Source organism: Mycoplasma sp. ATU-Cv-703 (assembly GCA_004011965.1).
In the GTDB taxonomy this organism is placed as follows: Bacteria; Bacillota_I; Bacilli_A; order Mycoplasmatales; family Metamycoplasmataceae; genus RYZV01.
In genome coordinates this window covers 613386-640251 of sequence record RYZV01000001.1, presented here as the reverse complement: position 1 = coordinate 640251, position 26866 = coordinate 613386, and the positions used below count along the sequence as shown (strand labels likewise).

Annotated in this window: 25 protein-coding genes and 1 other RNA gene; 17 read left to right on the top strand and 9 right to left on the bottom strand. The window is 43.7% G+C overall.

What is annotated here, in order from left to right; all coding sequences use genetic code 4:
* The 6 genes from CSE00_RS02985 to CSE00_RS02960 all read right to left on the bottom strand — a co-directional run.
* A partial coding sequence (locus CSE00_RS02985) for a hypothetical protein (RefSeq protein ID WP_148669039.1) occupies nucleotides 1-581 on the bottom strand: 581 nt, incomplete at its 3' end.
* 188 nt (nucleotides 582-769) lie between these two features.
* On the bottom strand, nucleotides 770-3148 hold the full coding sequence (locus CSE00_RS02980) for a PTS transporter subunit IIABC (protein WP_236631440.1): 2379 nt from the start codon (nucleotides 3146-3148) through the stop codon (nucleotides 770-772).
* 248 nt (nucleotides 3149-3396) lie between these two features.
* Complete coding sequence (locus CSE00_RS02975; RefSeq protein WP_127943093.1) at nucleotides 3397-5103, bottom strand: lipoprotein 17-related variable surface protein; 1707 nt, start codon at nucleotides 5101-5103, stop codon at nucleotides 3397-3399.
* A gap of 161 nt (nucleotides 5104-5264) precedes the next feature.
* Nucleotides 5265-6950, bottom strand: coding sequence for a hypothetical protein (locus CSE00_RS02970; RefSeq protein WP_127943092.1), 1686 nt, complete (start codon nucleotides 6948-6950; stop codon nucleotides 5265-5267).
* A gap of 171 nt (nucleotides 6951-7121) precedes the next feature.
* On the bottom strand, nucleotides 7122-7430 hold the full coding sequence (locus tag CSE00_RS02965; protein ID WP_127943091.1) for a hypothetical protein: 309 nt from the start codon (nucleotides 7428-7430) through the stop codon (nucleotides 7122-7124).
* Between the two features lie 24 nt (nucleotides 7431-7454).
* Nucleotides 7455-9218, bottom strand: coding sequence for an ABC transporter ATP-binding protein (locus tag CSE00_RS02960; RefSeq protein WP_161565556.1), 1764 nt, complete (start codon nucleotides 9216-9218; stop codon nucleotides 7455-7457).
* Nucleotides 9219-9439: 221 nt separating this feature from the next.
* Between CSE00_RS02960 and smpB the strand changes: the two genes are divergently transcribed.
* The 14 genes from smpB (at nucleotide 9440) to CSE00_RS02890 (ending at nucleotide 19109) form a co-directional block, all read left to right on the top strand.
* Nucleotides 9440-9871: an SsrA-binding protein SmpB gene (gene smpB, locus CSE00_RS02955; protein WP_127943089.1), complete on the top strand. Its 432-nt coding sequence runs from the start codon at nucleotides 9440-9442 to the stop codon at nucleotides 9869-9871.
* Nucleotides 9872-9873: 2 nt separating this feature from the next.
* Nucleotides 9874-10269: a transfer-messenger RNA gene (gene ssrA / locus CSE00_RS02950) on the top strand.
* A gap of 42 nt (nucleotides 10270-10311) precedes the next feature.
* Nucleotides 10312-10851 (top strand): hypothetical protein, encoded by a 540-nt coding sequence (locus tag CSE00_RS02945; RefSeq protein ID WP_127943088.1) that lies wholly within the window; start codon nucleotides 10312-10314, stop codon nucleotides 10849-10851.
* Nucleotides 10852-10872: 21 nt separating this feature from the next.
* Entirely contained in the window at nucleotides 10873-11025 is a 153-nt protein-coding gene (gene rpmG, locus CSE00_RS02940; RefSeq protein WP_127943087.1) for a 50S ribosomal protein L33, read from the top strand.
* A gap of 6 nt (nucleotides 11026-11031) precedes the next feature.
* Entirely contained in the window at nucleotides 11032-12072 is a 1041-nt protein-coding gene (locus CSE00_RS02935; RefSeq protein ID WP_236631439.1) for an aminopeptidase P family protein, read from the top strand.
* A gap of 19 nt (nucleotides 12073-12091) precedes the next feature.
* Nucleotides 12092-12652 (top strand): elongation factor P, encoded by a 561-nt coding sequence (gene efp / locus CSE00_RS02930; RefSeq protein ID WP_127943086.1) that lies wholly within the window; start codon nucleotides 12092-12094, stop codon nucleotides 12650-12652.
* Nucleotides 12653-12654: 2 nt separating this feature from the next.
* Nucleotides 12655-12954, top strand: a complete 300-nt coding sequence (locus tag CSE00_RS02925; protein ID WP_127943085.1) for an MMB_0454 family protein — start codon at nucleotides 12655-12657, stop codon at nucleotides 12952-12954.
* 2 nt (nucleotides 12955-12956) lie between these two features.
* Entirely contained in the window at nucleotides 12957-14825 is a 1869-nt protein-coding gene (locus tag CSE00_RS02920) for a transketolase (RefSeq protein ID WP_127943084.1), read from the top strand.
* Complete coding sequence (locus CSE00_RS02915) at nucleotides 14812-15228, top strand: transcription antitermination factor NusB (RefSeq protein ID WP_127943083.1); 417 nt, start codon at nucleotides 14812-14814, stop codon at nucleotides 15226-15228. Before CSE00_RS02920 ends, CSE00_RS02915 begins: the two co-directional genes overlap by 14 nt.
* Complete coding sequence (locus tag CSE00_RS02910) at nucleotides 15194-15655, top strand: hypothetical protein (protein ID WP_127943082.1); 462 nt, start codon at nucleotides 15194-15196, stop codon at nucleotides 15653-15655. Before CSE00_RS02915 ends, CSE00_RS02910 begins: the two co-directional genes overlap by 35 nt.
* The gene (locus CSE00_RS02905) at nucleotides 15655-16371 is read left to right on the top strand and encodes a TlyA family RNA methyltransferase (RefSeq protein WP_127943081.1); all 717 of its coding nucleotides are present in this window, start codon (nucleotides 15655-15657) and stop codon (nucleotides 16369-16371) included. Before CSE00_RS02910 ends, CSE00_RS02905 begins: the two co-directional genes overlap by 1 nt.
* Nucleotides 16371-17507 (top strand): aminotransferase class V-fold PLP-dependent enzyme, encoded by a 1137-nt coding sequence (locus CSE00_RS02900; protein ID WP_127943080.1) that lies wholly within the window; start codon nucleotides 16371-16373, stop codon nucleotides 17505-17507. The genes CSE00_RS02905 and CSE00_RS02900 overlap by 1 nt, the downstream gene beginning before the upstream one ends.
* Entirely contained in the window at nucleotides 17494-17922 is a 429-nt protein-coding gene (locus tag CSE00_RS02895; protein ID WP_127943079.1) for an iron-sulfur cluster assembly scaffold protein, read from the top strand. The genes CSE00_RS02900 and CSE00_RS02895 overlap by 14 nt, the downstream gene beginning before the upstream one ends.
* A 71-nt stretch (nucleotides 17923-17993) precedes the next feature.
* Entirely contained in the window at nucleotides 17994-19109 is a 1116-nt protein-coding gene (locus CSE00_RS02890; RefSeq protein WP_161565555.1) for a hypothetical protein, read from the top strand.
* 1 nt (nucleotide 19110) lies between these two features.
* Here the strand turns inward: CSE00_RS02890 and CSE00_RS02885 are convergent, their stop codons facing one another.
* The 3 genes from CSE00_RS02885 to CSE00_RS02875 are packed head-to-tail and all read right to left on the bottom strand — an operon-like array spanning nucleotide 19111 to nucleotide 21256.
* Nucleotides 19111-19515 (bottom strand): transcriptional repressor, encoded by a 405-nt coding sequence (locus tag CSE00_RS02885; RefSeq protein ID WP_127943077.1) that lies wholly within the window; start codon nucleotides 19513-19515, stop codon nucleotides 19111-19113.
* Between the two features lie 20 nt (nucleotides 19516-19535).
* The gene (locus tag CSE00_RS02880; protein ID WP_161565554.1) at nucleotides 19536-20639 is read right to left on the bottom strand and encodes a nicotinate-nucleotide adenylyltransferase; all 1104 of its coding nucleotides are present in this window, start codon (nucleotides 20637-20639) and stop codon (nucleotides 19536-19538) included.
* Between the two features lie 2 nt (nucleotides 20640-20641).
* Entirely contained in the window at nucleotides 20642-21256 is a 615-nt protein-coding gene (locus CSE00_RS02875) for an FMN-dependent NADH-azoreductase (protein ID WP_127943075.1), read from the bottom strand.
* A 50-nt stretch (nucleotides 21257-21306) separates the two neighbouring features.
* Here CSE00_RS02875 and CSE00_RS02870 point away from each other — a divergent pair, with 50 nt between their 5' ends.
* From CSE00_RS02870 to CSE00_RS02860, 3 genes are all read left to right on the top strand, one after another.
* On the top strand, nucleotides 21307-21906 hold the full coding sequence (locus CSE00_RS02870; RefSeq protein ID WP_127943074.1) for a chromate transporter: 600 nt from the start codon (nucleotides 21307-21309) through the stop codon (nucleotides 21904-21906).
* Complete coding sequence (locus tag CSE00_RS02865; RefSeq protein WP_127943073.1) at nucleotides 21906-22544, top strand: chromate transporter; 639 nt, start codon at nucleotides 21906-21908, stop codon at nucleotides 22542-22544. The genes CSE00_RS02870 and CSE00_RS02865 overlap by 1 nt, the downstream gene beginning before the upstream one ends.
* 279 nt (nucleotides 22545-22823) lie before the next feature.
* Nucleotides 22824-26866 (top strand): lipoprotein 17-related variable surface protein (locus CSE00_RS02860; RefSeq protein WP_161565553.1); only part of this gene is annotated, 4043 nt, incomplete at its 3' end.

Below are 26866 nucleotides of genomic sequence, written 5' to 3'. Positions count from 1 at the left end.
GGTCAAGGAGTCGATCAATCAGTATATACGATATCCTCTTCTCTAAGTTGACTAATCACAATGACTCCAAATTCATGCAAAACGCGGGCGGGACTTTCAGTTTGAAGTCCCCGGAGTAAGATTCCGCGCGCCAAAGGCTTGTCGGCAGAGCCAGACTGGCCCAAATTAGGGTAAACGTCCGTTTTCAAAGTTCCTGTTAAATCGTCAATTTCCGCCAATTCAAAAAGGTAGTTTTGCTCAAAAAACTCCTCTACCCCTAAGTGCTGAGCCGTATAACGCCGTCCAATTCACAAATCAATGGTGTTTCTCTTCCCGTTAGTTTGGTAAGCGTCTTTAAAAATAATATCGTGTCCTAGGTCGGGCTCTAATTCGCCGCCGGGGTTTTCTTTTTTCTCAGGGTCAAGCGTTTGGGGAGGTTTTGAAGGATCAGGTCGTTTGGAATTAATTTCCTCGGGTTTTTCCCGGTCCTCAATTTGGGCTGGATTAGGTTTAAGACACGATACCGCACTCAAACTGGCGACTAAAGGCAGGGGCCCAAGCGCTAATCAGCCAAGCGTTTTTTTTCAATTTTTTTTAGTCAATTTGAGTTCCTTTCCGACGACCAATTTCGTTAGAAAACAACCAGACTTTACTGGTTGGTTTCAAATCCGAGTCTTTACCTATATATACAACTTAATAAAGCGGTCATATGCATTATACCGCAATTTTAGGATAATTTTACAAAAAAAACAACCAAGTTTGGCGTCTTGGTTGTGTGCAAATTGAACAACTACTTAACTTTAAAAATTGTCGTGTCGCGGTTAACAATTTGGTCGCTAGCAATAATCATTTTGGCCTGACCCTTAGAGTCGGGTGTTAACACGACCACAGTCGCGATGGAAGGAGCTTTTTTCTTAACCAGAGTTAAGTTGACCTCGGCGATTGGATCGCCAACACTAACGTGTTGGTCCTGCTTAACCAAAGATTTAAATCCTTCTCCGCGTAAGTTGACCGTGTCAATCCCAATGTGCACTAAAACTGATACACCCGCCTGATTTTGAATGCCGTAGGCGTGACCGGTTGGAAAAACCGTGACCAGTTTGCCGCTAATCGGCGCGTAGAAAATTTGTTTACTGCTTACTTTGGGCATGATCGCCAAACCATCGCCCATGATTTTTTCGGAAAAAACGCCGTCTTTGAGTGATTTAAGCGTCATAGATTTTCCGCTTACAACCGCTTTAACGTCAATTTTTTCAATCTTAAGCGTCTTGGCCGAAGATACTTTTGTTTTTTCTAAAGTTGGGGTGGAAACTGACATTTTATTACCTCTTGCCGCCATAATTTTGGCGTTAATTTGTTCGCTCGCCGGGCCAAAAATAATTTGGTAGTGGGTTTGACCCACTTTTTGAACCCCGAAGGCGCCGGCCTGTTTGAATTTGCTCGTTTTAACTTTGGACGGATCGTAAACGTCATAACGAAGTCGAGAGGCGCAATTCGTGTAAGTTTTGATGTTGTCTCAACCGCCAAAACCTTCAACCACCAAATTAACTTGTTTATCGTCGGAAAATCCGCCCGAAGATTGACTTGATTTACCTCGCTCAGACTGGTAATCTTTTTTGGTGTAGAGGGCTGTGTTAGTACCGCGACCTGGAGTTTGTAAATCAAAACGTTTAATCGCAAAGTAGAAGACAAAGAAGTAGATCGGAATGTAAGCGGCTCCGATTAAAATGGCGTACCAAAAGTAAGTTCCCTTTGCCACTGGGATAGCCCCATAAATAATTAAATCTAACACCCCCCCCGAGAAGGTCATTCCGATGTGAGCGCCGAACAAATTCATTAACCAAAACGAAATTGCCGCCATCAAAGCGTGAAATCCCCAGTAGAGTCAAGGGGCCAAAAATAGAAAAGTGAACTCAATCGGCTCGGTCACGCCCGTCAAAAAGGCGGTCAAGCAAGCTGGGAAAACGGTTCCGAGCGCGACTTTGCGGTTTTCCTTGGGGGCCGCTAAAACCATCGCGGCTCCGGCCGCCGGTAGGCCAAGAATCATGAACCCAAATTTACCTTGCATAAAGCGGCCAAGACGAATACCTAACTCTTGACTGACAAAATCAAAAACTGGCAACTCCGCACTTTGACCGTTAGATGTTCAACTGACGACGTTGCTGTGGAAAGAGTTGATCGTAATTCAAAGCAAAGAGTCGCCGACCGACTTACTCTCTGATTCTTTAAGCAGTTGCAACAACTGTTCCCAGTTGCCCTGACCGGCCACCGGTTTAACTCTGTCGATTCAATTTTGCATTTCAACTAATCCGTTACCGCCCGCGTCAGATCACCACAGCGGCGCGTAGAAAACGTGGTGTAAACCAAAAGGAATCAGCGAACGTTCCACGAAACCAAAAATAAAGGAGTCAAAACCGTAAGGTATTTTGCCCGAAGCGCGACCAAAAACCGATAGCGCTTTACCAACCCACGGTCAAAAAAGCAAAAAGATGAAAGCAAGCGGAATCATGGCAACGATTACGAGCAAAGAAACAAAACGTTTACCGCCAAAAAATGAAATTACTTGGGGCAGTTGAATAGTGTGAAAACGGTTGTACAAAAAAGCTACGATCGCTCCCACGATAATGCCACCAAAAACCGAGGTGTTTAACGAACGAATCCCTAAGTTGGACCCAACTAAGTTTTTTAAGGAAGCCGCGTCGCGTCCGCCCGCTTCAAACAGCACTCGGTAACCGACTAAATTCCCCTCACTGTCTAAAACCTGGTCAATAAAAATTGATTGAAGACTGGAGAAAATCAAAAAACCAACGATCGCCGCGAAAACCCCGACACCAGCTTCGTCGGTAAAAGCGACCACGATCGCAGCTGCAAATAAAATCGGCATCGCCGCAAAAATCGGATCGCCGAGCATTTGAATAAACTGACCCAACTTAACTCCGGCGTTAGTTGCGTCGGCAACTCCGCCTTTAGCTTGGGTCGCAATCGTAGCACCGACACCAAGAAAAAGTCCCGCAATCGCCATCACGGAAATGGGCAACATAAAAGATCCCGAAATTTTCGAGAGAAACTTTCGAAAATTACCTTTTTTACCTTGACCATTAACAGCAACTTGAGGAACAGTTTTTTTTCGGTGAAATAACTTGGAAATTAAACCTGGAATTTTGTTCACCTGCCGTTTCTAAAAACTTTCTCCTAGTTAGTTAACAAACTAGGAGCAACCAGATTATAGCACTCGAAAATGTCCAAGACATCATTAGAAGACATTAACTTGTTAAACATGCCTATCAGACCGATTGACTACCTATTTAAGTCTTGATTGGGGCTAACTTTTGACTCCAAAGTACCAAAATTATCAATTAGAAAAGATAGTTTGATTTTTGACTTGCTAACTCAACTTGTCCATTCAAAAGACTAATTTTAGTGGGATTTTTTGTAGCCCGAAATGATAAATGTATCGTTAAAAGTGCGATCATAAGTGCATTTAACACCATCAACTTCCAAACCGAGTCACATGTCAAATGTTCCCAAACCATCATTAGCCCACTTAACTCTAAACTCGGCCTTAACTTTAGCGATTTGATTTTTTAACGCTGTGCTCTCAGGGAGGTAATTGTGGGGATCATAATAGTTTAGAAATCCCTCTCTTCAATCAAAATGACCAAACCCGAGTGCTTCTAAACTAACAACTTGTTTTCGACTTCCGATCTGGCTCGGCAATGTTTGGACTCGGGTAGTTTTTTTCATGTTTTCCGTGATCCAAGTTCACAAATCCATCAAATAACCGTAAGAATGTTTGAACTTGTTAATTTTAAAAGACTCCCGACCGACTGGATCACCCCCTACCACTAAATCGCCGTACAGCACTTGCATCCACACTTGAATCTGACCTCCGTTGGTTAAAACTTCTCCCGGCGGGTTGTCTGAAACCTGGGCTATTACTAACCTAAGTTCAATGTGTCAAATGTGTTTTTTAATTAGGGGCAAATTAGGAAATTGACGACGCGAATCAACTAGGCGAATAAACTGGTTACGCCAATCCCAGTGACCAATGCCAAGTTTTTCCAAAGTGACAACTTGACCAAGTTGGCCAATTTGACTTGGCAATTTGTTGGCAAAAGTGGTGCTAGGCTTATTTTCAAAAATCCAACTTCACAAATGGGGTAAGTTGGGAGCGACTTTATTTTTTAACTCCGTAGTTAAATAACCGGAAATTAAAATCGTTTTGCGTTTAACGTACTCTTGGTAAACGTAAGAAGTGCTCAAAATAATGCTAATTTCTAACTGACCTTTTTCGTCGCTAGTTTGATCACCAATTTTGATTCAGAGGTTAACAAATCTAGGTAAGGGAGGGAAGCGACCAATTCCCAGTTGGTCAAAGAAATTTTTTTGACCAACGTTAGCAGCGAGCTGCGACGGTAGGCGGCCTTTTAATTTACTCACTTGATGGGTTGGCAGTGAAGCGATCGTTTTGTCGATCCACTCTACGTTTTCTTGGTAACCTAGGTGAGCGTCGTAAGTTTTAAATCCTCTGATTAAGAAGGACTGAAAACCGAGAAAATCTTCGCTGACGCTAACATTGTCTAACCCAAGCGTCATTCAGACTTCAATCGTGCCTTTCATATCAAACACTTCTCGAACGCGTAAGTCGCATTTAACTTCATAAATGCGAGCTTGGAAAGCAAAAAGATTGCTAAAGTGATCGTTAAAATCCATATAGTTATTAACAAACTCCTTTTGCCAAAGTCAATGGTCTATCCCAAGGTCCTTGAAAGTTACCACTTCACCGTCGCGAGCAATGTCAGTTGGATAAGCATTTTTAAGACTCGTGTCTGGCACGTGGTTTCAAATTCACCACCAAAGCCCTTGCAAGTTTTTTCTTAACACTTGTTCCTCGCTTTGGAAAGTGGATCTAGTCTGATCAGATCGCTCGTAAATGTTCTCGGGATTAACGCGACTGGCACGGGCGCTGGACTGATCAGCAAAAAAGTTGCCCTGCGATCCATCTTTGCTAAGTTGTGGTTGGCCCTGGTGGTAATTATTCAGTGACGAGACGCTGCCAAGCGCCAAGGTCATTAGGACTGGGCGGACAATTTTTTGACTTAAAAGTATTTTGCTAATTTTCATTGTTTCTCTTTTCTGGCCGGGCAAGCCTGTAGTTTGTTGGTTCTAATGTTAAGTTAGTTTTTAATTTCCTCTAGAGCGGGCAAATAATTACTCAGCTCGCGATCGCCTCTAGGGCAGTCACTCGGCCAAACTAGTGGTCAGCCAATTTTAACTGCGCTGAATTAACTTGACCTGTAACCGGAAATCGTGAAGACATCGTAAAAATTCCGGTTGTAAGTGCAGCGCACGCCGTCAACTGTCAGTCACATCCACATTAAAAGTTTGCCGGTAGAGTTTTTGCTCTCTTTGATTCAAAGTCTAAGTTGGATTCGGGCGAGCTCGGCTTCTAACTCTTTACGCTCGTCTTCTGGCAAAGCTTTATCCGGATCTCAGTGTTTTAAAAACCCGTTTTTTCAATCAAAACCGTGAATGCCAAGATCGTCTCAAGTGGTCTCAGACCCATTTTGACCAATCTGACTCGGTAGTTTGCTAGTAAGTGAAGTCTTGGGAAAACTGTTAGTGACCCAAGTTCACATGTCCATCAAGTACGCGTACTTGCTCTTAAACCTTTCGACCTTGAAAGAGTCGTTGCCTAACTTATCGGCGTTAGCTGTTGCGCCAAAAATTCTAAGTTGCATTCAAAGCTTGACGTACCCGCCGTCAATCAAACGCACTCCCTTGGCTTGAGGGTTGTCGTTAACTTCCGCGATTCTTAGTTCAATGTCAATTTTCCAAGCATTTTTTTGCAAAAACTTCAAGTCAGGAAATTGCTTTTTCGGGGCGCTATAACGAATAAACTCGCGGCGTCAATCCCAGTGACCAATCCCTAAATCTTCCAGACCAACAACTTGGTAAGCGACGCCAATCTGACTGGGTAGTTTGTTGCTAAAAGTCGTGCGAGGCTTATTTTGAGCAAACCAGCCCCACAAATGAGGCAAACTGCGGTTGGATAAAGTTTTCAAATCCAAAAAACCGACAATTAAAAAACTAGCGCTACGGCGGTATTCACTAAAAAGATAAGATGTTCGCAAACTGACTAAAAGTTCTAATTGACCTTTTTCGTCGCTAGTTTGTTCGCCGATCGCAAACTCAACCTTGATGTCTTGCGGTAAAGAGGGAAACTTACCAATCTCTAGTTGATCGTAAAAATCGGGTGCTTTAACTTTGGTCGCCATCTGAGAAGGAAGTATGTCGTCGCGGGCGGTCATTTTTGGGTTATTAATGGCGGCGATTGTTTTGTCAATTAGTGCTTTGCGATGCTCATAATCTTTGCCTAAATCGCGAGTTTTAAACCCGCTAATTGATAAGTAATCTCGACCGTGGGAGTCGCTGCTCACGCTGGCCCAACTAAGTCTTAACGTTAACCAAGTCTGCACAATGCCGCGGGAGTCCATTCGATCTTTAATTCGAAAGCGCATCCCAATTTTATGAATTTGTTTTTTTATGTTGTCAAGGTGAATAAAATCAGCGTCGGGATCGGCGGTGTTTAAAAATTCTTGCCGTCAGTTTCAATGATCTAAACCAAAGTCTTCGAGCTTGCCATATTCCCCTGTTAAGTGAATTTGTGACGGGTAAACATCTTTTAAACTTGTCTGGGGTAAGTTATCGTGAATTCATTCCCAAAGCCCTTCCAAATCTTTTTCAAGTAGCATATCCTGATCGCTGATATGTTGGGAAATTTTTTCGCTTTTTGAACTTAGTTCGGGTGAGCTTTGGGATCGCTCAGAAAATTGACTAGTTTGCTGAGTTAACAGATTGGTTGAACTGGCGCTTTGACTAACTGCCAAAGGCAGGGTGGCAAAAAGCCCAAAAGCAACGCAGATAAGTCGAGCAATTTTTCTTTTCCAAGTCGGTTTTGTTTGTTTCATTTTGGTCTCTTTTCTAATTTCGCTGCTAAAGATTTAGTTTAGGTTTCACTTAAATTTTATCTTAACTTGAAACGCTTAGTCGAGCCAATTAGTTGCGCTGAAATGGACTCAAAAACCGCCAGCTTTACAAAGTAAGTCCGACTTTTGGGACGAAAAAACTAACGCGGTTAGTTAAAGATTAATTAATAAACCGATGCCAATCATGACTAAAACGATCGCAAAAAAAATCGGACTGAAAAGTTTAACGCGCTCCCAAGCGGGCAAGTACATCCCGCTTTGGTCGTAATTTGCACCCGGCTTTTGGTAAATGCGACGGTATTCATCAAGTTGGCGCTTTTTGTACCACTGGGCTTTTTTCTGCGCCCGCGGCACGAAAAGAAGGCAAGCTAAGCCAAGGGCAATCATGAGCGTTCCGAGCACAATCAAAACAACTGGCTCAACCTCGCCAAAAATTTTTCAACTCGCTGCTTTTAAAAACATTACCGTGATTTTAACAAGGACTAGCTAAGTTTTCATTAAACCAGCCTGGTAAAGTTTTTGAAAATAACCCGGTTTTTTGACTAACTGGTTAAAAGTGCCAACTTGCACAAGCCCCTTGTCCTGGGCCAAGACTAAAATTTGGTCCACGTTTTGAATCGTAGAAAGTCGGTGGGCGATGATGATGCTAGTTCGACCGGCCGCAAGTTGGTTTAGTTCGGCTTGGATTTGACGCTCAACGATATTGTCTAAGGCGCTGGTAGCTTCATCAAGAATAATTAAGTCGGGATTTTTGAGCAGCATCCGAGCGATTAAAATTCGTTGTTTTTGACCGCCGGAAAGAATGAAACCTTTTTCACCCACGACGGTTTGGTACTGGGCCGGCAATGAAGCGATAAAAGTCGCCAAATTAGCTTTCTCAGCAGCAACTTCAATTTGACTTTGGGTAGCTTCAAAACTGCCGTAGGTAATATTTTGGGCAATCGTGCCGTTAAAAATTTCCGGCTCTTGTTCAATGTAGCCAACCCGACTTAAGTAACTACGCAAGTCAACTTTTCTTAGGTCGTGACCGTTAATTAAAATCCGGCCTTGTTGAGGGTCGTAAAACCGGAGTAAAAGTTTGGAAATGGTTGTTTTGCCCGCGCCGGTTGTTCCAACCAAGGCGTAACTTTTGTTACGTTTAAAACGGAAAGAAAAGTCTTGCAAAATGTACTTTTCACTTTTGTAAGCAAAGGAAACATTTTCAAAAACGATGTCTTTGGCAATTTGCTTTATTTTGTGAGCATGAGCTGGCACCACGATTTGACTTTTTTGATCTAAAAGCGATTCCAGACGCTGAATTGAAATTGTTGTGGAGGCTAATCGTCCGAGCACCCCAATCGTTTGAAAAATCGGAAAAATTAGCGTGTTGGTTGACAAAACAAAAGGCACAAATTTGGTCGCAATTTCAGTCGGCCTTATTAGTCCAAACGTAATGAAAATCACGCCGGCTACCACTGCGATAACATTAATGCTACTAATCGCAGTCATGAAAATTCCAAACGTTAAACTTTCGCGTTGGTCGACCGAACGACCCACCCGGTTGTACTCCCGGTGCAAAGAGTCAAAGTACTTAGTTTCGTGGTGCTCTGAAGCATTGGCTTTAATTAACCTAACCACGCTGAGACGATCGAGCGCCTTGGCGTTAACGTCGGTGTAAGTTTTGCGCAGTTTGCGGTACCAACGCCGTAAAATTCCAAACGTTAAGCCCGCCACTAACAAAATTAAAAAGACCGTGACAAAAATTACCAGCGTTAGTCTTCACTCAATTAGAACCATCACAACCGAAGAACCAATGAAAGTCGCGATCGAACTGAGAAATAAAACCGGAATTTCCTTGGAGTTTTCGGCCACGATGCTTGTGTCGTTAATGATTTTGGTGACGATCTCGCCTGAGGAGTGTTTTTCGTAGTAGGCAATGTCTAAACTCAGTAAGTGGCCAAGCACTTGGTTACGGTAATCAATTTCAACACGTCGCGCCAAAAAGTTAGCCGTTAGGCGGCGGAGATACATCGCAAAACCAAGCGCGATAATCAAACTAAAAACGACCGCGCTAAAAATTCCGACGGTCTTTCAAGTAAAACTTTGACTTTCAAGCAGCATGTTAACCGCTTTGGGAATGAAAACGGTAATCGCTGAGCCAAGCAAAGTAAAAATTACCATCATGGTGAAAAGTTGCCAATAAATTCGGTAATAACCGCCCAGGCTTTTTCAAAAGGTAACCGTGCGAGTCGGGTGTTTCTTTGGTCGCATAAATGTTCTCTTAATTATACAAACAGCATCCCAAGTCGGTCGGTTTATTTTGAACTGCTCAAAAGTTAAATCTGGGCTAACTGCAAAATTCCCAGCCAAATTATCCAGCTGGAATTTGGAAAAATTTAACCGAGGAAAGCGCGGATTTGAGGCACTTTTTACCCTAAATAGGGTATAATGTGTTTGCCTAAGAAACATTTTTCTAGGCTAGAGAGTTATCCGTGGCGAAAGTAATCGCAAAAAATCCTTTGGCAAGGTGAAATTTTGATCTACTTGAAACTTACCAAGCCGGTCTAGTTTTAGAGGGTTGGGAAGTTAAGTCCATTCGTCAAAAAAAAGTTGACTTACGAGGTGCTTACTGCCTATTTAGAAAGCAAGAACTTTACGTAGTCAACATGCACGTTGATCGTTACATGAACGCCGAAGGAAACGAGAAACGCGATCGCAAACTGCTGCTCAAAAAACAGGAGTTGCGCAAACTAGCGCTAAGTCAAAAAATGCGCGGGCTAACAATCGTGCCGGTAACTCTGACGCTTTCACCCCGCGGGTTAGTTAAACTGACGATCGCGCTCGGACGGGGAAAGAGCAAATTTGACAAACGAGAAAAAATTAAAGAGCGCGATCAACTCCGCCAAAACCGTTCTTATTTTTAAACGGGGATGTAGTGGTTTTGACATGGTCAACAATTGTGGTTAAGGCAGTGGTCTGCAAACCTTAAGGCTCTAGGTTTTTATAAACGGAAACGAAAAATCTACTGAGCAACTTGCCCAAGAAGTATTTCTTGCTAAAGCGGCTCAAACAAATAACTCTCTAGCTTTTGCTTAGTTAATTGCTAGCGAACCGGCGAATGTTTCTCGTCCTCGCCTGGCTCGTAAACTAACGGGAATATACTAGCGCGACCCAACTTAACGCTAGCGAAAAAACGTTGGATCTGTTAGTCAACTTTGGTTACGATTTACGACTGGCAGATTAACTCTAATCGTAACTAAACTGTAGAGTTAACCATCTGAGTTGTTCGTGGACCCGGGTTCGATTCCCGGCATCTCCACCATACGTTGAATTTCAACACCACAAATTTGCTAAACTTTAAACTATGAAGGAGAAAGTTCTTTCCCGCAAAAGTAAAATTTACGCCACGTTTCAATTCGTGACTTTCATTTCTTACTTTGTGATGGGAATGACTTTTTTGCTGATCTTGACGCTCCCGGGCGAATTGCTAGTCGGCGGAACGACTGACATTAGCGTGAGCGAGATGAGATACGGCTGAATTGAACTGCTAAAAGAAATTTTTACTTTCCGGGTTTCTAACCCAGGCGGACTGACAGTTTCAATCTTGGTCTATCTCTCTTTTGGACTCGTTTTATCTTCCTGGGTGATCGGCTTACAAATCGTTCGAACTAGCGAACGAGGACTTTTTGACCAACTCTTTTTGCTGTTTGTTTTCGTTCCGCTTTTGTCAAATGTCTTATGTTTACTGGCTCAGTTTTCCAGCGAAACATTGGAGATTTCTTACACAGTTACCAAAGAAGAGCGGCAAAAAGAGTTTGATCAGTATTACGACGCGGTGAGTCGTCAAAAAGAACGCGAAATTAAAGACCTAAGAAAACGTCTTTACAACTTGAAAAAACATTAAGTTTAGGAAAGGAATTTAATTATGGCAAGAGAAGGCATTATTCTCAAGTGCACCGAGACTGGGCAAGAAACTTACATCACTACCAAAAACAAAAAACTCCACCCCGAGCGTTTTGAAGTTCGTAAGTACAACCCCAAAGTTCGTCGTTACACTTTATACCGTGAGAAGAAGTAGGCGCACTTGGTCAACCACGCTTTAACCATTGAAAAAACTTTGGCGCGCAAAAAACTGGACGTCATAATTTCGCTCAGTTACCAGACCCGGTTATGACTAAGCCAAATTAGCACTTCAGCCGGACTGAGTTTCATTGAGAAAAACAAACACACGCTTTTTGTGGACGGTCGCTATTTCCAAGACGCCCAAACTAACGCCCAAAACACCGAAGTTAAGCTTTGAACTAACGAGGAAATTTTTCGCTTTTGCCAAGCGGCTCGTTACGAGCGGATCGGAATCGAGCAGGAGTACGCTACTTTTAGCGAAATCGAAAAAATTAAGGCTTGGTTTCCCAGCGCTAAACTTGTGCCAATTTCAGCCCAAAAAATGCGAATCATTAAAACTACCCGCGAAATTAAACTAATTCGCAAAGCAGCTTTAATTGCTCTCCAGGCGCTGGAAAAACTGCGACCGCACATTAAGGCTGGTGTGAGCGAGAAAGAACTTGATGCTAAGCTAGAATTTTTACTCCGTCAAGGAGGAGCTGACAAAAGTTCTTTTGATGCGATCATCGCCTCCGGACCCCGTTCAGCCTTGCCCCACGGCCGCGCTAGCCAAAGAGTTTTGACCGAGGGCGAATTCGTGACGATTGACTTTGGAGCGCTTTACCAAGGTTATGCCTGCGACATTACGCGCAATTTCCACGTCGGAAAAGTGACTAATCCCGAGCTACTACGAATTGAAAAAGTAGTTCGCGAAGCGCAAAGCCAAGGTATCCAAGCGGTTAAACCAGGCGTTAGCACGGCCACAATTGATAAGATTTGCCGCGATTACATTGCCGAACAAGGTTATGGCAAGTACTTTGTCCACTCGACTGGTCACGGGCTTGGGATTGATGTCCATGAACTGCCTTACCTGACTAATAACGTCTCCCAAGCGACCGAACTAAGACCGGGCATGGTCATTACAGTTGAACCGGGAATTTACATTCCTAACTTAGGCGGAGTCAGAATCGAGGACGACGTTTTGGTTACTCCGAGCGGTCACCAAGTTCTGTCGCGCAGTTAGTTTATAATTTTTCTTAGTTATGATAAACGTCAACTCTTTCAAACCTGGTCTCACTTTTCAAGATGGAGACCAAATTTACGTGGTTTTAGAATCCCAACACTCTAAGCAAGGACGGGGTCAAGCTAACGTCAAAGCGAAAGTTAAAAATCTCCGGACCGGTGCCGTGGTCATGAAAACTTATGGCGGCGGCGAAAAAATCACGCCAGCTCACATTAGCAAAAAAGTGGTTAACTTTCTCTACCGCGAAGGTGAATTTGTGATCGTGATGACGCAAGACACTTTTGAACAAATTTCTTTGCCAGTCACGCAAATTAGTTGGGAGCTCAATTTCATTAAACCTGAGATGGCGATGGAACTGAGAATGTTTGGCAGCGAAGTACTTGGTTTGGAATTACCCGCTCACGTCGAACTAGAGGTAATTGAGGCGCCCGAGGCTGTCAAAGGCAACACCCAAAGTAACCCGCAAAAAAAAGTCGTTTTAGAAACTAACTACGAACTAGAAACGCCGATGTTTATTAAAACGGGCGACAAGGTAATTGTTTCAACGCTGACAGGTAAATACGTTGGGAAAGGTAAGTAGTCATGAGTCAGTTTTTCCCAGTTGACTACTCGGTCGGCCAGCAGTACTTCATCGAAACAACTGCTTTTTACCAGGCGGTTCGCCACGTTTTTGAATACTACAAAAAGGCTAAGTTGCTTGACGTTCAAGTCAAAATTTCCGAACCGAGCAAAAGTTTGTGACTGGATTTAAAAATTGAAGTTGCTCGTCAAAGCCAGCTTTGCCCAATTATCAAAACCCTTGAGGAAGAGTTAGATGACCTATGTTACAGTCTAGTCGATGGTAAGGCGACCAACATTAAAATTGACGTCGTCGAAAGGTAATTATGGCCAGACAAACACTGATTGACGATTTAGCGATTAAAACGCTCAAAGTAAACGGAGTCGCTGCGGTTAACCGGGCTAATTCAGGCCACCCGGGCATTGTCCTTGGCGCTGCACCGATTATTCACACACTCTTTAGTCGCCACCTGAAGTATGACCCGAGCGATCCGACTTGAATTAACCGCGACCGCTTTGTCCTTTCAGCCGGTCATGGCTCGGCACTTCTTTACGCCCAACTAAGAATAATGGGACTAATTTCCGAAAAAGACCTCAAAAAATTCCGACAACTAGGTTCTTTAACCCCTGGTCACCCGGAACACGGTTTGACGCTGGGCGTCGAGGCGACGACGGGACCTCTTGGTCAGGGCATCGCTGTCGGAGTTGGCTTAGCGATTGCTGAGGCCCACTTGGCATCCCGCTTTAAAGAAATTAACCATTTTACTTACGTGCTCTGCGGTGATGGTGATTTGCAAGAGGGCGTGGCGATGGAAGCGCTTTCGCTCGCTGGTCACCAAAAATTATCACGCTTAATCGTGATCCACGACTCGAACGACGTTCAACTTGACACCCACGTCAAAGAAGTTTTTAACGAAAATTTAGCCCAAAAAATGGAAGCGATCGGTTTTGAGTATTTGCGCGTGGAAAAAAACCAAGTTGACCAAATTGACGAAGCACTTAAAAAAGCTCAAAAAAGCGACCGCCCCAGTTTTATTGAAATCAAGACAATCATCGGCCACGGCGCTAAACTAGCGGGCACGCCCCGGGTACACGGTGCTCCGCTGGGAAGTGATTTTCAGAGCGTCAAAGAAAGTCTGGACTGAAACTTAGGCGAATTTGACATCCCGACTTTGGTTCAAAACTATTACCGCGACAAGGTGAATGTTCGCGGACACAAAGCGCGTTTAAAATTCAAAGTTTCGCCCGAACTGGCTAAGTTCTTGAAAACTCCGCCGCCTAGTCAAATTAAAATTCCGATCGAAACTAATTTGGCCACCCGGGCTAGTTCTGGGCGAGTAATTGGCTTTTTAAACGAAACGATGCCTAACTGAATCGGCGGATCGGCGGATTTAACTAGTTCCACCCAAGCACGCGGCGCCAACGGTGACTTTCAACCTTGGCACCGACAAGGTCGCAACATTTTGTTTGGCGTCCGAGAATTTGCCATGGCCGCCATCGCTAACGGTTTGGCGCTTCACAGCGTCCTTAGACCTTTTGTGGGAACGTTTTTTGTTTTTAGCGACTACTTTAAACCCGCTCTACGTCTGGCTGCTTTAATGAAGTTGCCGGTAGTTTACGTGTTAACTCACGACTCGGTGCAAGTCGGCGAAGACGGACCGACTCACCAACCAATCGAACATTTAGCGATGCTCCGGGCAACGCCCAACTTAAACGTCTTAAGGCCAGCCGATGAAAAAGAAGTTTGCGGTGCTTACCAGGTCGCTCTGGCGAGCAAAAATCGCCCGAGCGTAATCGTTTTAACTCGCCAAAAAATTACTTCTTTGCCCGCAACCAGCCAAGCAAAAGTTAAGCAGGGTGCTTACTTAGTTTTCCAAGGTAAAAAACCTTGAACGTTGGTCGCCAGCGGCAGCGAACTAGCGCTAGCTTACCAAATTAGTCAAAAGTTAAACTTAAGTTGCGTTTCGCTTGTCAACGCCGCGGCGGCTAAAGTTACTTGGAAAGTTGACCGAGCGATTTCAATTGAAGCAGCGAGCACTTACGGAATGCAAAAGTGGGCGCGTTATAACATTGGAATCGACCGTTTTGGAGCATCAGGACCGGGTCAAAAAGTTTACGAGCACCTTGGTTTTAGTCTCCAAAAACTGACCGAGCGGATTAAAAAAATTATCCAAGACCACGATGGCAAAAAGTAAACTAACGCGCGGTGAGCGGCAAAAGATCGTCCAGTTTCTTTACCGCTTTGAACTTTTTGACCAGGCGCCCGACTGCGGTCAAATTTTTGAAAGCGGCTCTTTGGATGCCCAGGCTCTTAAAGCGTTAGACCAAGTTTGCGCTCGGTACTTGGAACTGAAAAATTTGGTGGAAAAATCTTTGGCTAAGCAGTGGACGTGAAAAAGAACCGCGCCGCTCGAAAGAGCCATTTTAGTTTTCGGAGCTTACGAACTCAGCGTCAATGACGCGGCGCTCGTAATAAACGAACTAGTTGAACTGACTAAAGACCTTATCCCGGGCCAGACCTATCAGTACATTAACTCCGTTTTAGATAAAATTAGTGCAGAAGATGTCAAAAACAAAGATCGTCGCCCAAAAACTTAGCAAGACAAGACAGTGAAAAGATTACTGTCAGCGTTTTAGTCACGCTCAAATGCGACTTATTTTTACTAAAATCGCGCTCATTTTTGCACCCGATTTACCGACTGATTTTTGCCTGGAAGGCGAAAGACTACTGCTTGAAACACCCGTTGGTCCCGACATGTTTGTGCCAGCTTTTCAAAAGTTGGCCGCGGTTGGACTAGAAAAAATTAATTGAAAAGCCTGGGCGCTTTTTCTCTGGTATGTTTACCAAATGTCCACTTTTCACCGCGATCGCCGGTACAAAAAAGCTAACGTTTATAGCTCCCAAACTTACCTGGCGGCCAATTCCCAAAAACGTCGCCACTACGGCGATTGACTGGCTTCGCTAGACTGCTACCACCCTGAGTACAATCGACAAATTAGATCCGTTTTAAAAGAGGTAACTTAATGAAGTTGCTGGATTATTTGTTAACCCAGGGTTACCAAAGTGAAAAGGCTCAGAAATTAATTCGGGCAGGGCAAGTTTATGTTAACCATCAAGTGGAAATTTGACCCGGTCAAGCAATTAAGGAAAGTGACCAAATTGACGTTAAACTCCGAAGCCGCTGAGTTTCGCGCGGAGCCGAAAAACTGAGCGGAGTTTTGTCAACTTGGAAAATTGACTTTCAGGGCAAAAACGTTTTAGATGTTGGTGCTAGCGCGGGCGGTTTCACCCAAGTGGCCTTAGAGCAGGGTGCCAAGCACGTTTGGGCGCTTGACGTCGGGACTAACCAACTTGACTACCTAATTCGCCAAGATGCTCGCGTCAGTGTGTTGGAAAAGAAAAACGCCAAAAACCTAGATCCCAGCTGGTTCAAAGAAAAAGTTGACATCGTCACTTGTGACTTGTCTTTCATTAGTTTAACCAAGGTGTTTGGTCCAATTAGAAAGATTTTGAATCCCGGCGGAATTTTAATTGCTTTGGTCAAACCCCAGTTTGAAGCTCAGCGCGACCAAGTGGAGCGTGGCGGAATTGTTCCCGAGCATTTTCACCAAGAAATTGTTAACAAAGTGCTTGATCAGGCTCAAAAAGTTGGTTTTAAAAAGCGAGCGGTTTTGCCTTCAACTCTGCCGGGTAAAAAAGCGGGCAACACCGAATATTTTGCTTGGTTGGAGGTCAGCTAATGAAACGCCAAGATTTCCCGCTTTTAAAAAATCTAGTCTACCTTGACTCGGCTGCGGCGGCGCTTAAACCGCGGGTCGTTTTTGAAAAACTAGCCCAGTTTTACGAACGCTATCCGCTTAACGTTCACAATTCCGATGCTCCGATTGCAATTGAGGTCGTGCATCAAATTAACCAGCTGCGCTCAGAGCTTGGCGAGCTAATTAACGCCCAGGCAAACGAAATTATTTTTACCACGAGCGCCACTGACAGTTTAAACCGGGTGGCTCGCATGGTCGAACACCTAGTTACACCAGGCGATCAAATTTTGCTCTCTTACTACAACCACGCTTCACAAATCACACCTTGACTTGAGTTAGCGCGCCGAACCAAGGCCCAAGTTGTTTACGCTGACGATCTTCTTCCAGCAATTAACTCACGCACTAAAGTGATCGCCTACGCCCAACTTAACAACACTTTGGCAAGGCCGACTGACCCGGCGCGAATTTGAAAAAAAGCGCAGAGCGCCAAGGCGCTAGTGATTAACGACGCGGCTCAGGCCATCGCCCACGAACCAGTCACTTTGAAACACGCTCATGTGGTGGCCTTTTCGGCTAACAAACTTTACGGGCCAGCTGGAATTGGCGTCTTAGCCATCCAGTCAGATTTGCTTGATAAGCTTGAACCAGTTACCTTTGGCGGCGGAGCGACCAAAGTTGTCGCTGACCAAACTTGGCAGCCAAGTCGGGGAATTAGTCGTTATGAGCCGGGTACACCCGATCACTTTGGGCTGCTTGCGTTCCGGGTTGCGCTAAACTACTTTTTAAAAAACCGCGATTTTAAAGCCGAAAAAAAACTCGCACGTTACGCCCACAAACAACTCAAAAGTTGTCCCGGAATAACACTTTACTCCCAACCCGAAGACGTAATTTGTCTTTTTAACTACCAACACTTTAACGCTCACGACATTGTCAGTTACTTAGCCCGGCGGGGAATTATTTTGCGCGGTGGCACCCACTGCGCGCCTCTAGCAGCCAAGGCGAACCAAGTTCTGAGTGCCATTCGTTTATCGATTGGCGGCTACAACGACCAGAGCGACATTGACAAATTAATTAGCGCTCTAAAAGAGGGCGGTGATTTTTTAGATGAATTGGTATAGCGATCCGAACGAGCGGCGCAAAATTTTGATGGACCGCTACCTTCATCCGCGCTTTCAAGGCACGCTGGCGGGAGTAAAGTCTCGCACTTACCAGGCCGAGCACTGCGCCGATAAAATTACTTTAGTGCTCAAAACTGACGCTGGAAAAATCAAAAAAGCGCTCTTCTCCGGTCACGGCTGCGTCATCGCCATCGCTAGCAGCGACATGGTGCTAGAAAAAGTGGTTGGCTTAAACTTATCCGAGGCTTGCCAGTGAATGAGCCAATACCGACAAATGATCCAGCTTTTACCATACCCGAGAGAAAAAATGGGTCAGGCCAACGTTTTATCTAAAGTCGGTCGCCACCTTAATCGCCAAGGTTGCGCGCTTTTAATTTACGAGGCTTTACACGACACGCTTGGCTGCCAAATTTAAAGAGCAAGCGGTATAATGTTGGTAAAATGACCCGTCTTTCTTCCCAACAAAACTTGCTTTATAAAAATGTAGTGCTAAGAGTGTTAGTTTTCCTGCCTTTTGTTGTGATTGGTAACTGCCCTTTTGTGGTAATTTGGGGTCAGTTTGAGATGCGTCAACTTGAACTTTTTAACCTCTACTTGGGTCTTGGTTTTTTAATCGTTAACTTTTTAGACCTAAGTTTGATCCAACTTTTAAAACGCTCGCGCCACAACTTGGCCCGGTGGTTTTTTATTCACAAATTTATCCCTTGGGATAACTCGGCTGGTCTGGCTCACTTAGCGATTAGTCGCCAAAACAAGTTTTTAGTTCGCAACTGCAGTTTTTTTTCACTGCCGCTTTGAACGCCGTTAGTGACTTTGCCAATTTGGTTTTGTCTGCTAGGCGTGCCGTTAATCGTGGGCGGAATCATCTCGATTATTATGCTTGACCTACCAATTATTTACAGCACATCAATTTGACTTTTTATCACCCCGTTTTGCCTAGCGATAGCTAACATCTACTTTAAAAACCTAAACGACTATTTCCGCGTTAACCACAACCACTTTTTAGCGCTTGAGCGGGAAATCGCCGCTACTCTTTTAGACACGGAATTAATCGTGACTAAAAAAGAAACGTGAACCCACGGTTGGGGAAAAATTGTTTTGCTCTTAATTAGTTTAGGTCTTTTTGCTTTGGCGCTAGTTGGTTTTACGATCGCTTCGTTTAACTTGTTTGACGAAGTTGGTGAATACCTGGGTCAATCGGTTTACGGTTCTTTCCGAGGCTGGCGCATTTTGCTCTTGCCAATTTCGCCTCTTGGCAACGCAATCGCGGTTGGCATCGGATCGGCGCTATTGTTAATTTGGAGTTTTACCCTCTGAGGTTTTTGTCACCTACCTTGGTACTTGCTGCTTTTTTGAAAAAGGGGGTTGCTGATTTTCAACTTTATCACCTTAAACTTTCTCGCCATCTTCTTCTGGTCGCTCCGCTTTAATGACGAGAAAAAAGACTTTCAACCGGCCATGACCAATTTAATTCCGGTTGGCAAAGCTAAAAAACAACCGGCGGCGGTCAGAAAAAGTGTCGTTAAACCGGCGCCAAGCGTTGTAGAAGAACAAGTGATTACCCGCGTCATCCCTCTAGAGTTAATTGACGAAGAAGAATAAACTAATCTAAATCCACAAAAATCTTCACCGCGCGGACTTTTTGACCGGTGACTTTTTGGACCTGGTCGCTAATGGCAGCAAAAACTTTCTGGTCAACGCTTAAATGGTCAACTTTCTGATTACTGCGAACTAGGTGCACAGCGTGCACTTGCCCAAGCAATTGGTCGTTGAGCGCGTACTTAGAAATGCCATCAAAAGTGTAACTGTCCACGATCCCAGCCTTAGTGAGCGCACGAATGTTGTTGTAAATGCTTTTGGTGTTAATTAATTTTTTGGTGTGGTTAACAATTTGGTTAATCGAGTGAAAGTGCTCTTGATCGCTTAAACAAGCCATGATCGCCAACCGATTTTTGGTTACCCAAAGACCGCGCGATTTAAGAATTTGCTCCATTTGGCTTTGTTTCACACTAGCATTATAATGCTTTGCTAACTAAGGCCCGACCAGCGCTGGTAAATTTTGGCTTGGTAAAGACTAGGGGTGATGCCTTGCGCTTCTAAATCACGTCACGTTTTAGCCACGATTTGAGCAAAACCGCGGTCAAAGTCACTCAAAATTAGTTGCCGTAAAGTTTGAATCCCTTCTCAACGGCGACCTTGACTCAACTTATCGGCGCTAAAAACGATTTTGTCAAGCGCGGTGAGTTCCCACTCAAGCGAAGTGTGAACCCGGATCGCCTGAACAATTTCTGGGTCGTTAATTTGGTAAACGTGCTCAGCCCAGAGCGAAGCGGTCAAAGAGTGGTACTGGTAGGGCTCGTACTGACGAGCGTTGTAGTGCCACTTTTTGAGAAATTGCTGGTGTTGTTCAACACTTCATTCTTTGGTAAAATCGTGCAAAAGACCCGCGTAGTAAGCTTTTTCGGGATCGGTTTTTAAAAGCGCCGCGTACTGGCGTGCCAATTTAGCCGTCGCCAGACTATGGCGATAACGTTTTTGGCTGAGCTGGTTTTTGATAATCTCCTCAAGGTAAAGTCGTCGCGCAGCGATGTAACGTTGGACCGGCGGTAAAACCAGACCCAAATCGCCGCTTCGGTAAGCGCTGGCGCGGTTTTCGTAAATCGGATTAGTCAAGACCTTGGCGCCCAAAGCAGCTAGCTTGGCGCGGTTAACGCCTTTGGTTGAGGTCCGAAAAAAAACCACCTGGGCAATCTTGGTCACTTTGTCAGCTTGACGTCAGCGGTGAAACTGACTGAGCTGATCTTGGCCAACTAACAAAATTAAGTCGGCGGCTGGATAACGTTTTTGAAAATGCTCAAGCGTTGTGATCGCGTAAGAAGGACCACGGCGTCTAATTTCAAAATCAGAGACCTGGCTTCCCTCGGGTAAAACCAACTTAATCATCGCTAGGCGGTCTTGGTCAGAAGCGATGGGACGAGTTTTTTTGTGGGGATTCTGGTAAGTGGGTACAAAAATTAACCGATCGCAAACGCCTGATTGCAGCGCAAAGCGGGCAAGTTCAATGTGAGCGGCGTGAACCGGGTCAAAACTCCCGCCGAAAATAGCGATTTTCAAGCGCTGGTCCTGGTCCAAATTTACTCTTTCCCAAACTGAAGCGCTAATTTTTCAATTTGCTGGTCGTACTGATCGATTAACTGAGCCGGAGTTAACTCGTTAGTCGGCGGAACTTTGGTGCCTGCCACAGTTAATGGCTGGCTTACCTTAGCGCCAACAAATTCCCAAGTGCCTTTAAGATAAGCGACTAAGTCGCCCCAGGGATACCAACCTAGCGGCGCGCCTTGGGTAGTTAAAATTTGAACTTTTAAATGGTCTAAAAGACCGATCGCATCGCCTTTTTTAGTGTACTTGTAAGAAAAAGTTTGCCCGGCTAGCAAAATGTGATCTAGGTAATTTTTAGCCATCGTGCTAATGGCAAAGTTCATCATCGGGCAAGCAAAAACCACTTTGTTGACTTGCTTAAGCTGGTTGATGTAATCTCCGCTGTCAGTCTGGTTAAAAAACTGACCAAAGTTGGCTCGGGTCATCGTTTTCTCAGCCATCTTAACTGTGTTTAAGTCTAGTCAGGTGATTTTGTCTTGCGGATAGTGTTTTTGGTAGTGCTTGACAAAGCGGTGAGCGAGTTCGTCGGAATACGATTTTTCCAGCGGCATTACCGAGGCGGTAATGACCAAAATTTTGCTAGCTTGCATGGGTGAACTCCTTAGTTAAAGTTGCTCCCATTATACCAAGACTAAGTGCTATGATAAAGTTAGCGATGCTGAGGGAAGCTGCTCGAATTGCGTACTTTATTTTCAAAATTACCTTGCTTGGATTTGGCGGCGGGAACGCGATGAATCCGATCATTTTTCGCGAAGCGGTTCAAAAAAGAAAGTGGATCACTAAAGTTGAGTTTGACCGCTTAGTGATTACAACTAACGCTTTGCCCGGCCCGAGCGCGGTTGAATTTTTGGTTTTTATCGCCATGAAAAGACTTGGCAAGTGAATTGGCACGCTGGTGACTTTGCTAGCCATGCTGCCCCACGTTTTGCTGGCGCTAGTAGTGTACATTTTGATTAACAACTACGTGGAAGCTCGCTACATGTACGCTGTCAACTTGGCCGTCATGCCTGTCATCGTCGGAGTGCTGCTCTCGTTTGCCTGACGTTACTTTAAAGCGAGTCGGAAAGAACTCCGGATCGTGCCACTCGTTTTAACCATGCTAGGAACGGTGCTCTTTGGTCTGTTTGTGCCTAACCCTTACAACGTTTCAATTTTTGCAATTTTAGCTGTGATTGGCGTTGTTTCAATCGTGCAATTATTCGTCCGGAAAAAATCGGCTAAAAGACGGGGAAAACGCTAGTGAAAATTTTGTTAGCGATCGGCGGGTCGTTTTTAGTCGGATGGGTTGTGTTTGGTGGCGGTCAAGCTTTCATGCCGATTTTCGGATCGCTTTGAACGCTGCTTGGGTTTGATCCGGATGTCAAAGAAAAAATTTATCTAGTCGTTAACTCAACGCCCGGTGTAACAGGTCTCAAGTTTGGGCTAATTACCGGCTTTTTAGTCGGCGAAAAAATGTGGAGCGCTGTTTTAGTCATGTTGGCTAGTTACTTAGCAATTTTTCTGCCCGGCGCTTTGATGGTTTGATGAGCTTATGGTCTACTTGTTTCTCAACGTCAGTACCCTTACCTGACCACTTTAATGCGATGATTAAGACCCGTGATTGCCGGCATTGCTCTGACGCTGGCGATCCAACTTTTTTTAGCGACTGCTTTTCCGCAACTGATTTTTAACAAGATGGGAATTTACGCGCAAATTGATTGAAACCAACCCAAGGCCGCTTTTGTCGCGGGTTGGCGCATTTACGCGGTGATTATTTACTCGGTCGTCGCCAGCCTTGAGAGTTTTTACCTCAGTTACTACCGTCGTTTTAACCTCTTTGCCCTAATTTTAATTCACATCGCGGTTGGGATGGTTTTACTTCAACCCTGACTAGACTAGTTTGGTCGCTCGTAAGTTAAGCGTCCAAAATCTAGTGCGGTTTCTTACAGCAATTTGTACCGAACTTTCTCTAATTGGCAAGTTTTTTAGTAAAATTAGAAAGTAAAACATCAGTTGATCAGGCAACTGATGCAAGAGAGTTTAAGATCATAGTTGCATGGTTAAGAACTAGAAGGTTTTTGACCGCTCTTTTTTTGTCCACTTAATGATGTTTTGGTTTAAAATAATTTTAGAACCTAAGGTTATGTAAATAACCTTGGTTAGGAGAGCAGGAATAACATGCAAAGAAACAAAATTAAAAACACGCTCATATTTGGGCTAGGACTTGGACTTGTGTCGGCTCCAGTTGCCGCAGTTGTCGCTTGCGGTCCCAGTTTAATTGAACGAGAAATAGATCCGGGCGACAAAGTAACTAAGGAACAAGAGCACTGAATTAACAAACTTGTTCACGAGTATCAAGTTGAAAACAAGTCAGTTGACATCTTAAAGTTGCGCAAAGGTTTCGCTTACAGCGCACGCGAACTAGGCATTAACCCTAACTCTTTCCCAGAGGGAGCAGTTTTTGTTCCAAACCGAATTTTTGACTTAATCGGGGAAATGGAAGTGGAACTAAATTACCAAGAAGGGGAAATGGGTCACAAACATTTTCAACACAGTCGGATCAAAATCAAAGGTTACCAAAGCAAAAACGCCAGCGAAGTTTTTCAGCACACGATTGAAACTCTTAAGGGAGTTAGCGACCTGAAAACCGAAAACAGAATTAAAGTTGCTAACTACCAAGTTGGTAAAACCTACTCTCTTAAAGACCTTGGAATTACTTCCGCCCTTAATTTTTATGTCCGCGATTACCTAGAGTGACGTGTGAAAGTGAATGCTGTTGACACGATCGCTGGATCGTTAGAAGTAGAGGTTTCTCCTTACTTAACAGTGACCGACCACAGCGGTCAGTCCAAAGAGGTTGTTTCGGACCAAGCGGTCAATTTGACAATAACTGGTTATTTGAACGAAAAAATGGTGCGGGACATTCACAACCAACTGGGTGAGTGGTACCAACACGCAAACTTTGTCCGTCTGCAAAATTACGCCAATCAAAACCATCCTTTTGCAGGCGAGACCCAAGACTCAGCGCTCTCCAAACGTTTGCCCAGCGAAATTACTAAGTCCTTGGGTGAGTGAATTGATTTAGCAAAAATCGGACTGCCTTCTCTGGAGGATCTAAAAAAGCAGGGAGTTTTTGAATACCCAGTTGCCTTGAAATTTAAACTGGAAAGTTTTGACGATGCAGAAGGTCAAATTAATCTTCAAGTCTACTCGGAAAAATCGCTTTGAACTAGGGGCGACATTAATTTGGGTACTTTAAAAATTAACGGTTACTTTAACACTCAACGCAAGTTTGAAATTGAAACAGCAACTGAATTTGAAAAGGCTCTTAACGAAAAGTTGTCCGAGCTGCCTGGACTAAAAGATCCAAAATCCTTTGCTTTAAAAACTGCTAGCGTTACGGCAGAAAAGATTTCACAAAAAGCGCTTGATGAGTTAGCTCAGGAAGTTTTTCACAAAATCAATTTTGACACCATTGAGAAAGTGGCCTTGCAAGCAAGTGCTAGCGACTTAACTGGGGAAATCATTCTTAAAATAACGTTTTGACCGACGGATAAAAGTCTGGCAAACTTTCACCATGAAATAAAAATCGGTGGTTTTGCTAAACTAACTCCGGAACAAGTTGACAAAGTAAGCGAGGCTAAAGAGTGGGTCAAAAGTCCGTTTAAACCGCTTGATAAATTAGCGCGAGAAGTTGTGAAAAACAACAAACTGCTGCGCGAGATGCTTGGAATTGAAGAGTTTGAGAAAAAAATTGGTTTTAAACTTGAATTCAAAATCAACGCGCGCAAAACTAACGAAACAACTGGTGACCTTTGGTTTGATTACCAAGTCTACGACGGGGAAACTCTTTTAACCGAGGGCTCAGCGCACTGAAAACTCTTATCTGTTGAAGAATATCAGCGTTTGGTTGATACGCTAACTCAATCAATTGAAAATTGAAACGAACAAAATTTGCGTGACAAGTTCGACTGGGTCAAGGATACGATGCCAAGCGAATTTGTCAAAGAAGACCAAGAGCGCGATGACCGAATTAAAAAATTCCTAGAGGAGCACGTGCTGCCTTGGAAAGAAATTGGTCGTCGTTTAACTTGGGAAATTGATTATCAATCAACGCCTAACGACGAAAAAGGTTACGTGAACTTGGTCGTGTTAATTCAAGATGAAGACAAGATAATCAAAAGCATTCACCTTAAATTGACTGGTTTTAGAACCGAGGCCGAGCGCGACGCGGATTTCCAAAAATCTTTTGACGATTTAATCGCTAAGTTGCAAAAAGAGGCCGATCAAAACAAATTAACTGATCCGCAAAACAAACTGAATTTGCCAAGCGCTTTCGTAAAAAGTGAATTTTACAAAAGATGAAAACAAACTATCGCCGAGCAAGTTCGAGAACTGTTTGGTGATTTAGGGTCTGAATTCGAATTGGTGATTAATGATTCTGCTGACGATCAAGAAGGTATTGTTAAACTGACTTTTGCGTTAAATAAGTCAGGAAAACCATGGGGTCGGCAAGTCCAAATGACTTGGAGAGGTTTTTACACTAAAACCGACATGGTTTACGTTAACTACCAGAACAAAGTGGTTAATGAGTTAAGAGAAAATCACAAACAAATAATTGGCGACTTAATTAACTCTTTACTAACCCCTGAACTTCAAAGCGAAATTGAAAAACGAATTCGCAAGGCAGTTAGCGAATTAGACGAAAATAGACCTCCCGGGGCAGAAGTGGAAATTAAGATGCTTAGCGATGAACACCAAGGCATCTTAAAAATAAGCATTTTCGTGAAAACTTCCGAGCGCGATTATCCGGTTGATGAAATTACGATTAGCGGCTTTAAAACTAAGATCGCGGCACTTAAAGAGGAATTTGAAAAAATGCCCGGTGACATTTTGGGTGATGAAACGCTAACCGCTAATGATTACCGCGATAGCCAGAATTTGATTGAGGGGTTGTGGAAAAAAATCAGTTCCGAGTTAAAACTTCCCGAGGGAATCACTTTCAAGGTCAGCGGCAAGGAATTTGACCACTGAAAAGGAAAATTTGCGTTGGTAGTTGAAATTCTTTCTAAAGATGAGGTGCTAGCAGAACGTGAATTCAAAGTTTCAGGTATTAAGAGCAGAGAGCAAGATATTCTTAACTGGATCAAAAGTTTTGAAGACAAAATTACGTTGTTTCAACAGTTTGTCTTCCCAGCGGATAAAGAATCACTGCCGAGTGAAAAGATTGACGAAGTCAAGAAAAAAATCGCTGATACTTTGAACGAATTACCGGTGTTATTTAAAAATTTAGAATTCATTCTGAGCATGTACGGCATAACCTTGCCAGAGGGGATTGAATTAAAACTTAAAGATGTCACACCTGACGATGAGCGCGGAACTGTCGCAGTTGTGATCGAGGTCTACTACCAAAACAAACCGGGCTCAGATAAATTTGTGGCTAACTTTGAGTTTGAACTTGGTGGGTACCGTAAACTTGACGAATCAGAAAAATTAGAAAAAATCGCCAAGGACTTGCGAGTTAAACTAAATGATGTCAAAACGCTTGAATTAGAGAGCAAAAATTTCTTGCCAAGTGCGTTTAAAAACGTAGACGAGCATTTACTAGCGCAAATCAAAAAAGCGATTGATTTTGATAAAACGCCCGAAGGGATTAGTTTAATAGCAAAAATTGTTAATGCTGACGACAAGAGCGGAACTTTGACAATCGACATTTGGGTTTTGGTTGGGGAAGAAAATTACCGTGAGCGCGAGGCTGATCACAAAGTTAACATTGAAGATCTAGTAAGTCTCAAAGAGGTAGAAATTAAAGATCAAATTGGATCTTTCCTAAAGGAGTTGTTAGAAAAAACGCAAGATGCACTTGAACTTGAGACATTGCTTTCTAAACCTAGTGCATCTGTTGACTTAATTCGTGATTACTTCGAGAAAAAGTTTAAGGAACTGTTGACTCTTCCTAGCAACTGAAAATTGCTAGTCAGCGTCAAAAGCGATGATGAAAATAATCAGATTGAAATCATTTTCCAAGTGGAACGAAATGGTCAAGTTTGAGCTAAAGTCGTAGATGCTACTCTAAGCGGTTTTGGTCAACTAGAAAAATTAGAAAAAATCGCCAATGACTTGCGAGCTAAACTAAATGACGTCAAAACGCTTGAATTAGAGAGCAAAAATTTCTTGCCAAGTGCGTTTAAAAACGTAGACGAGCATTTACTAGCGCAAAT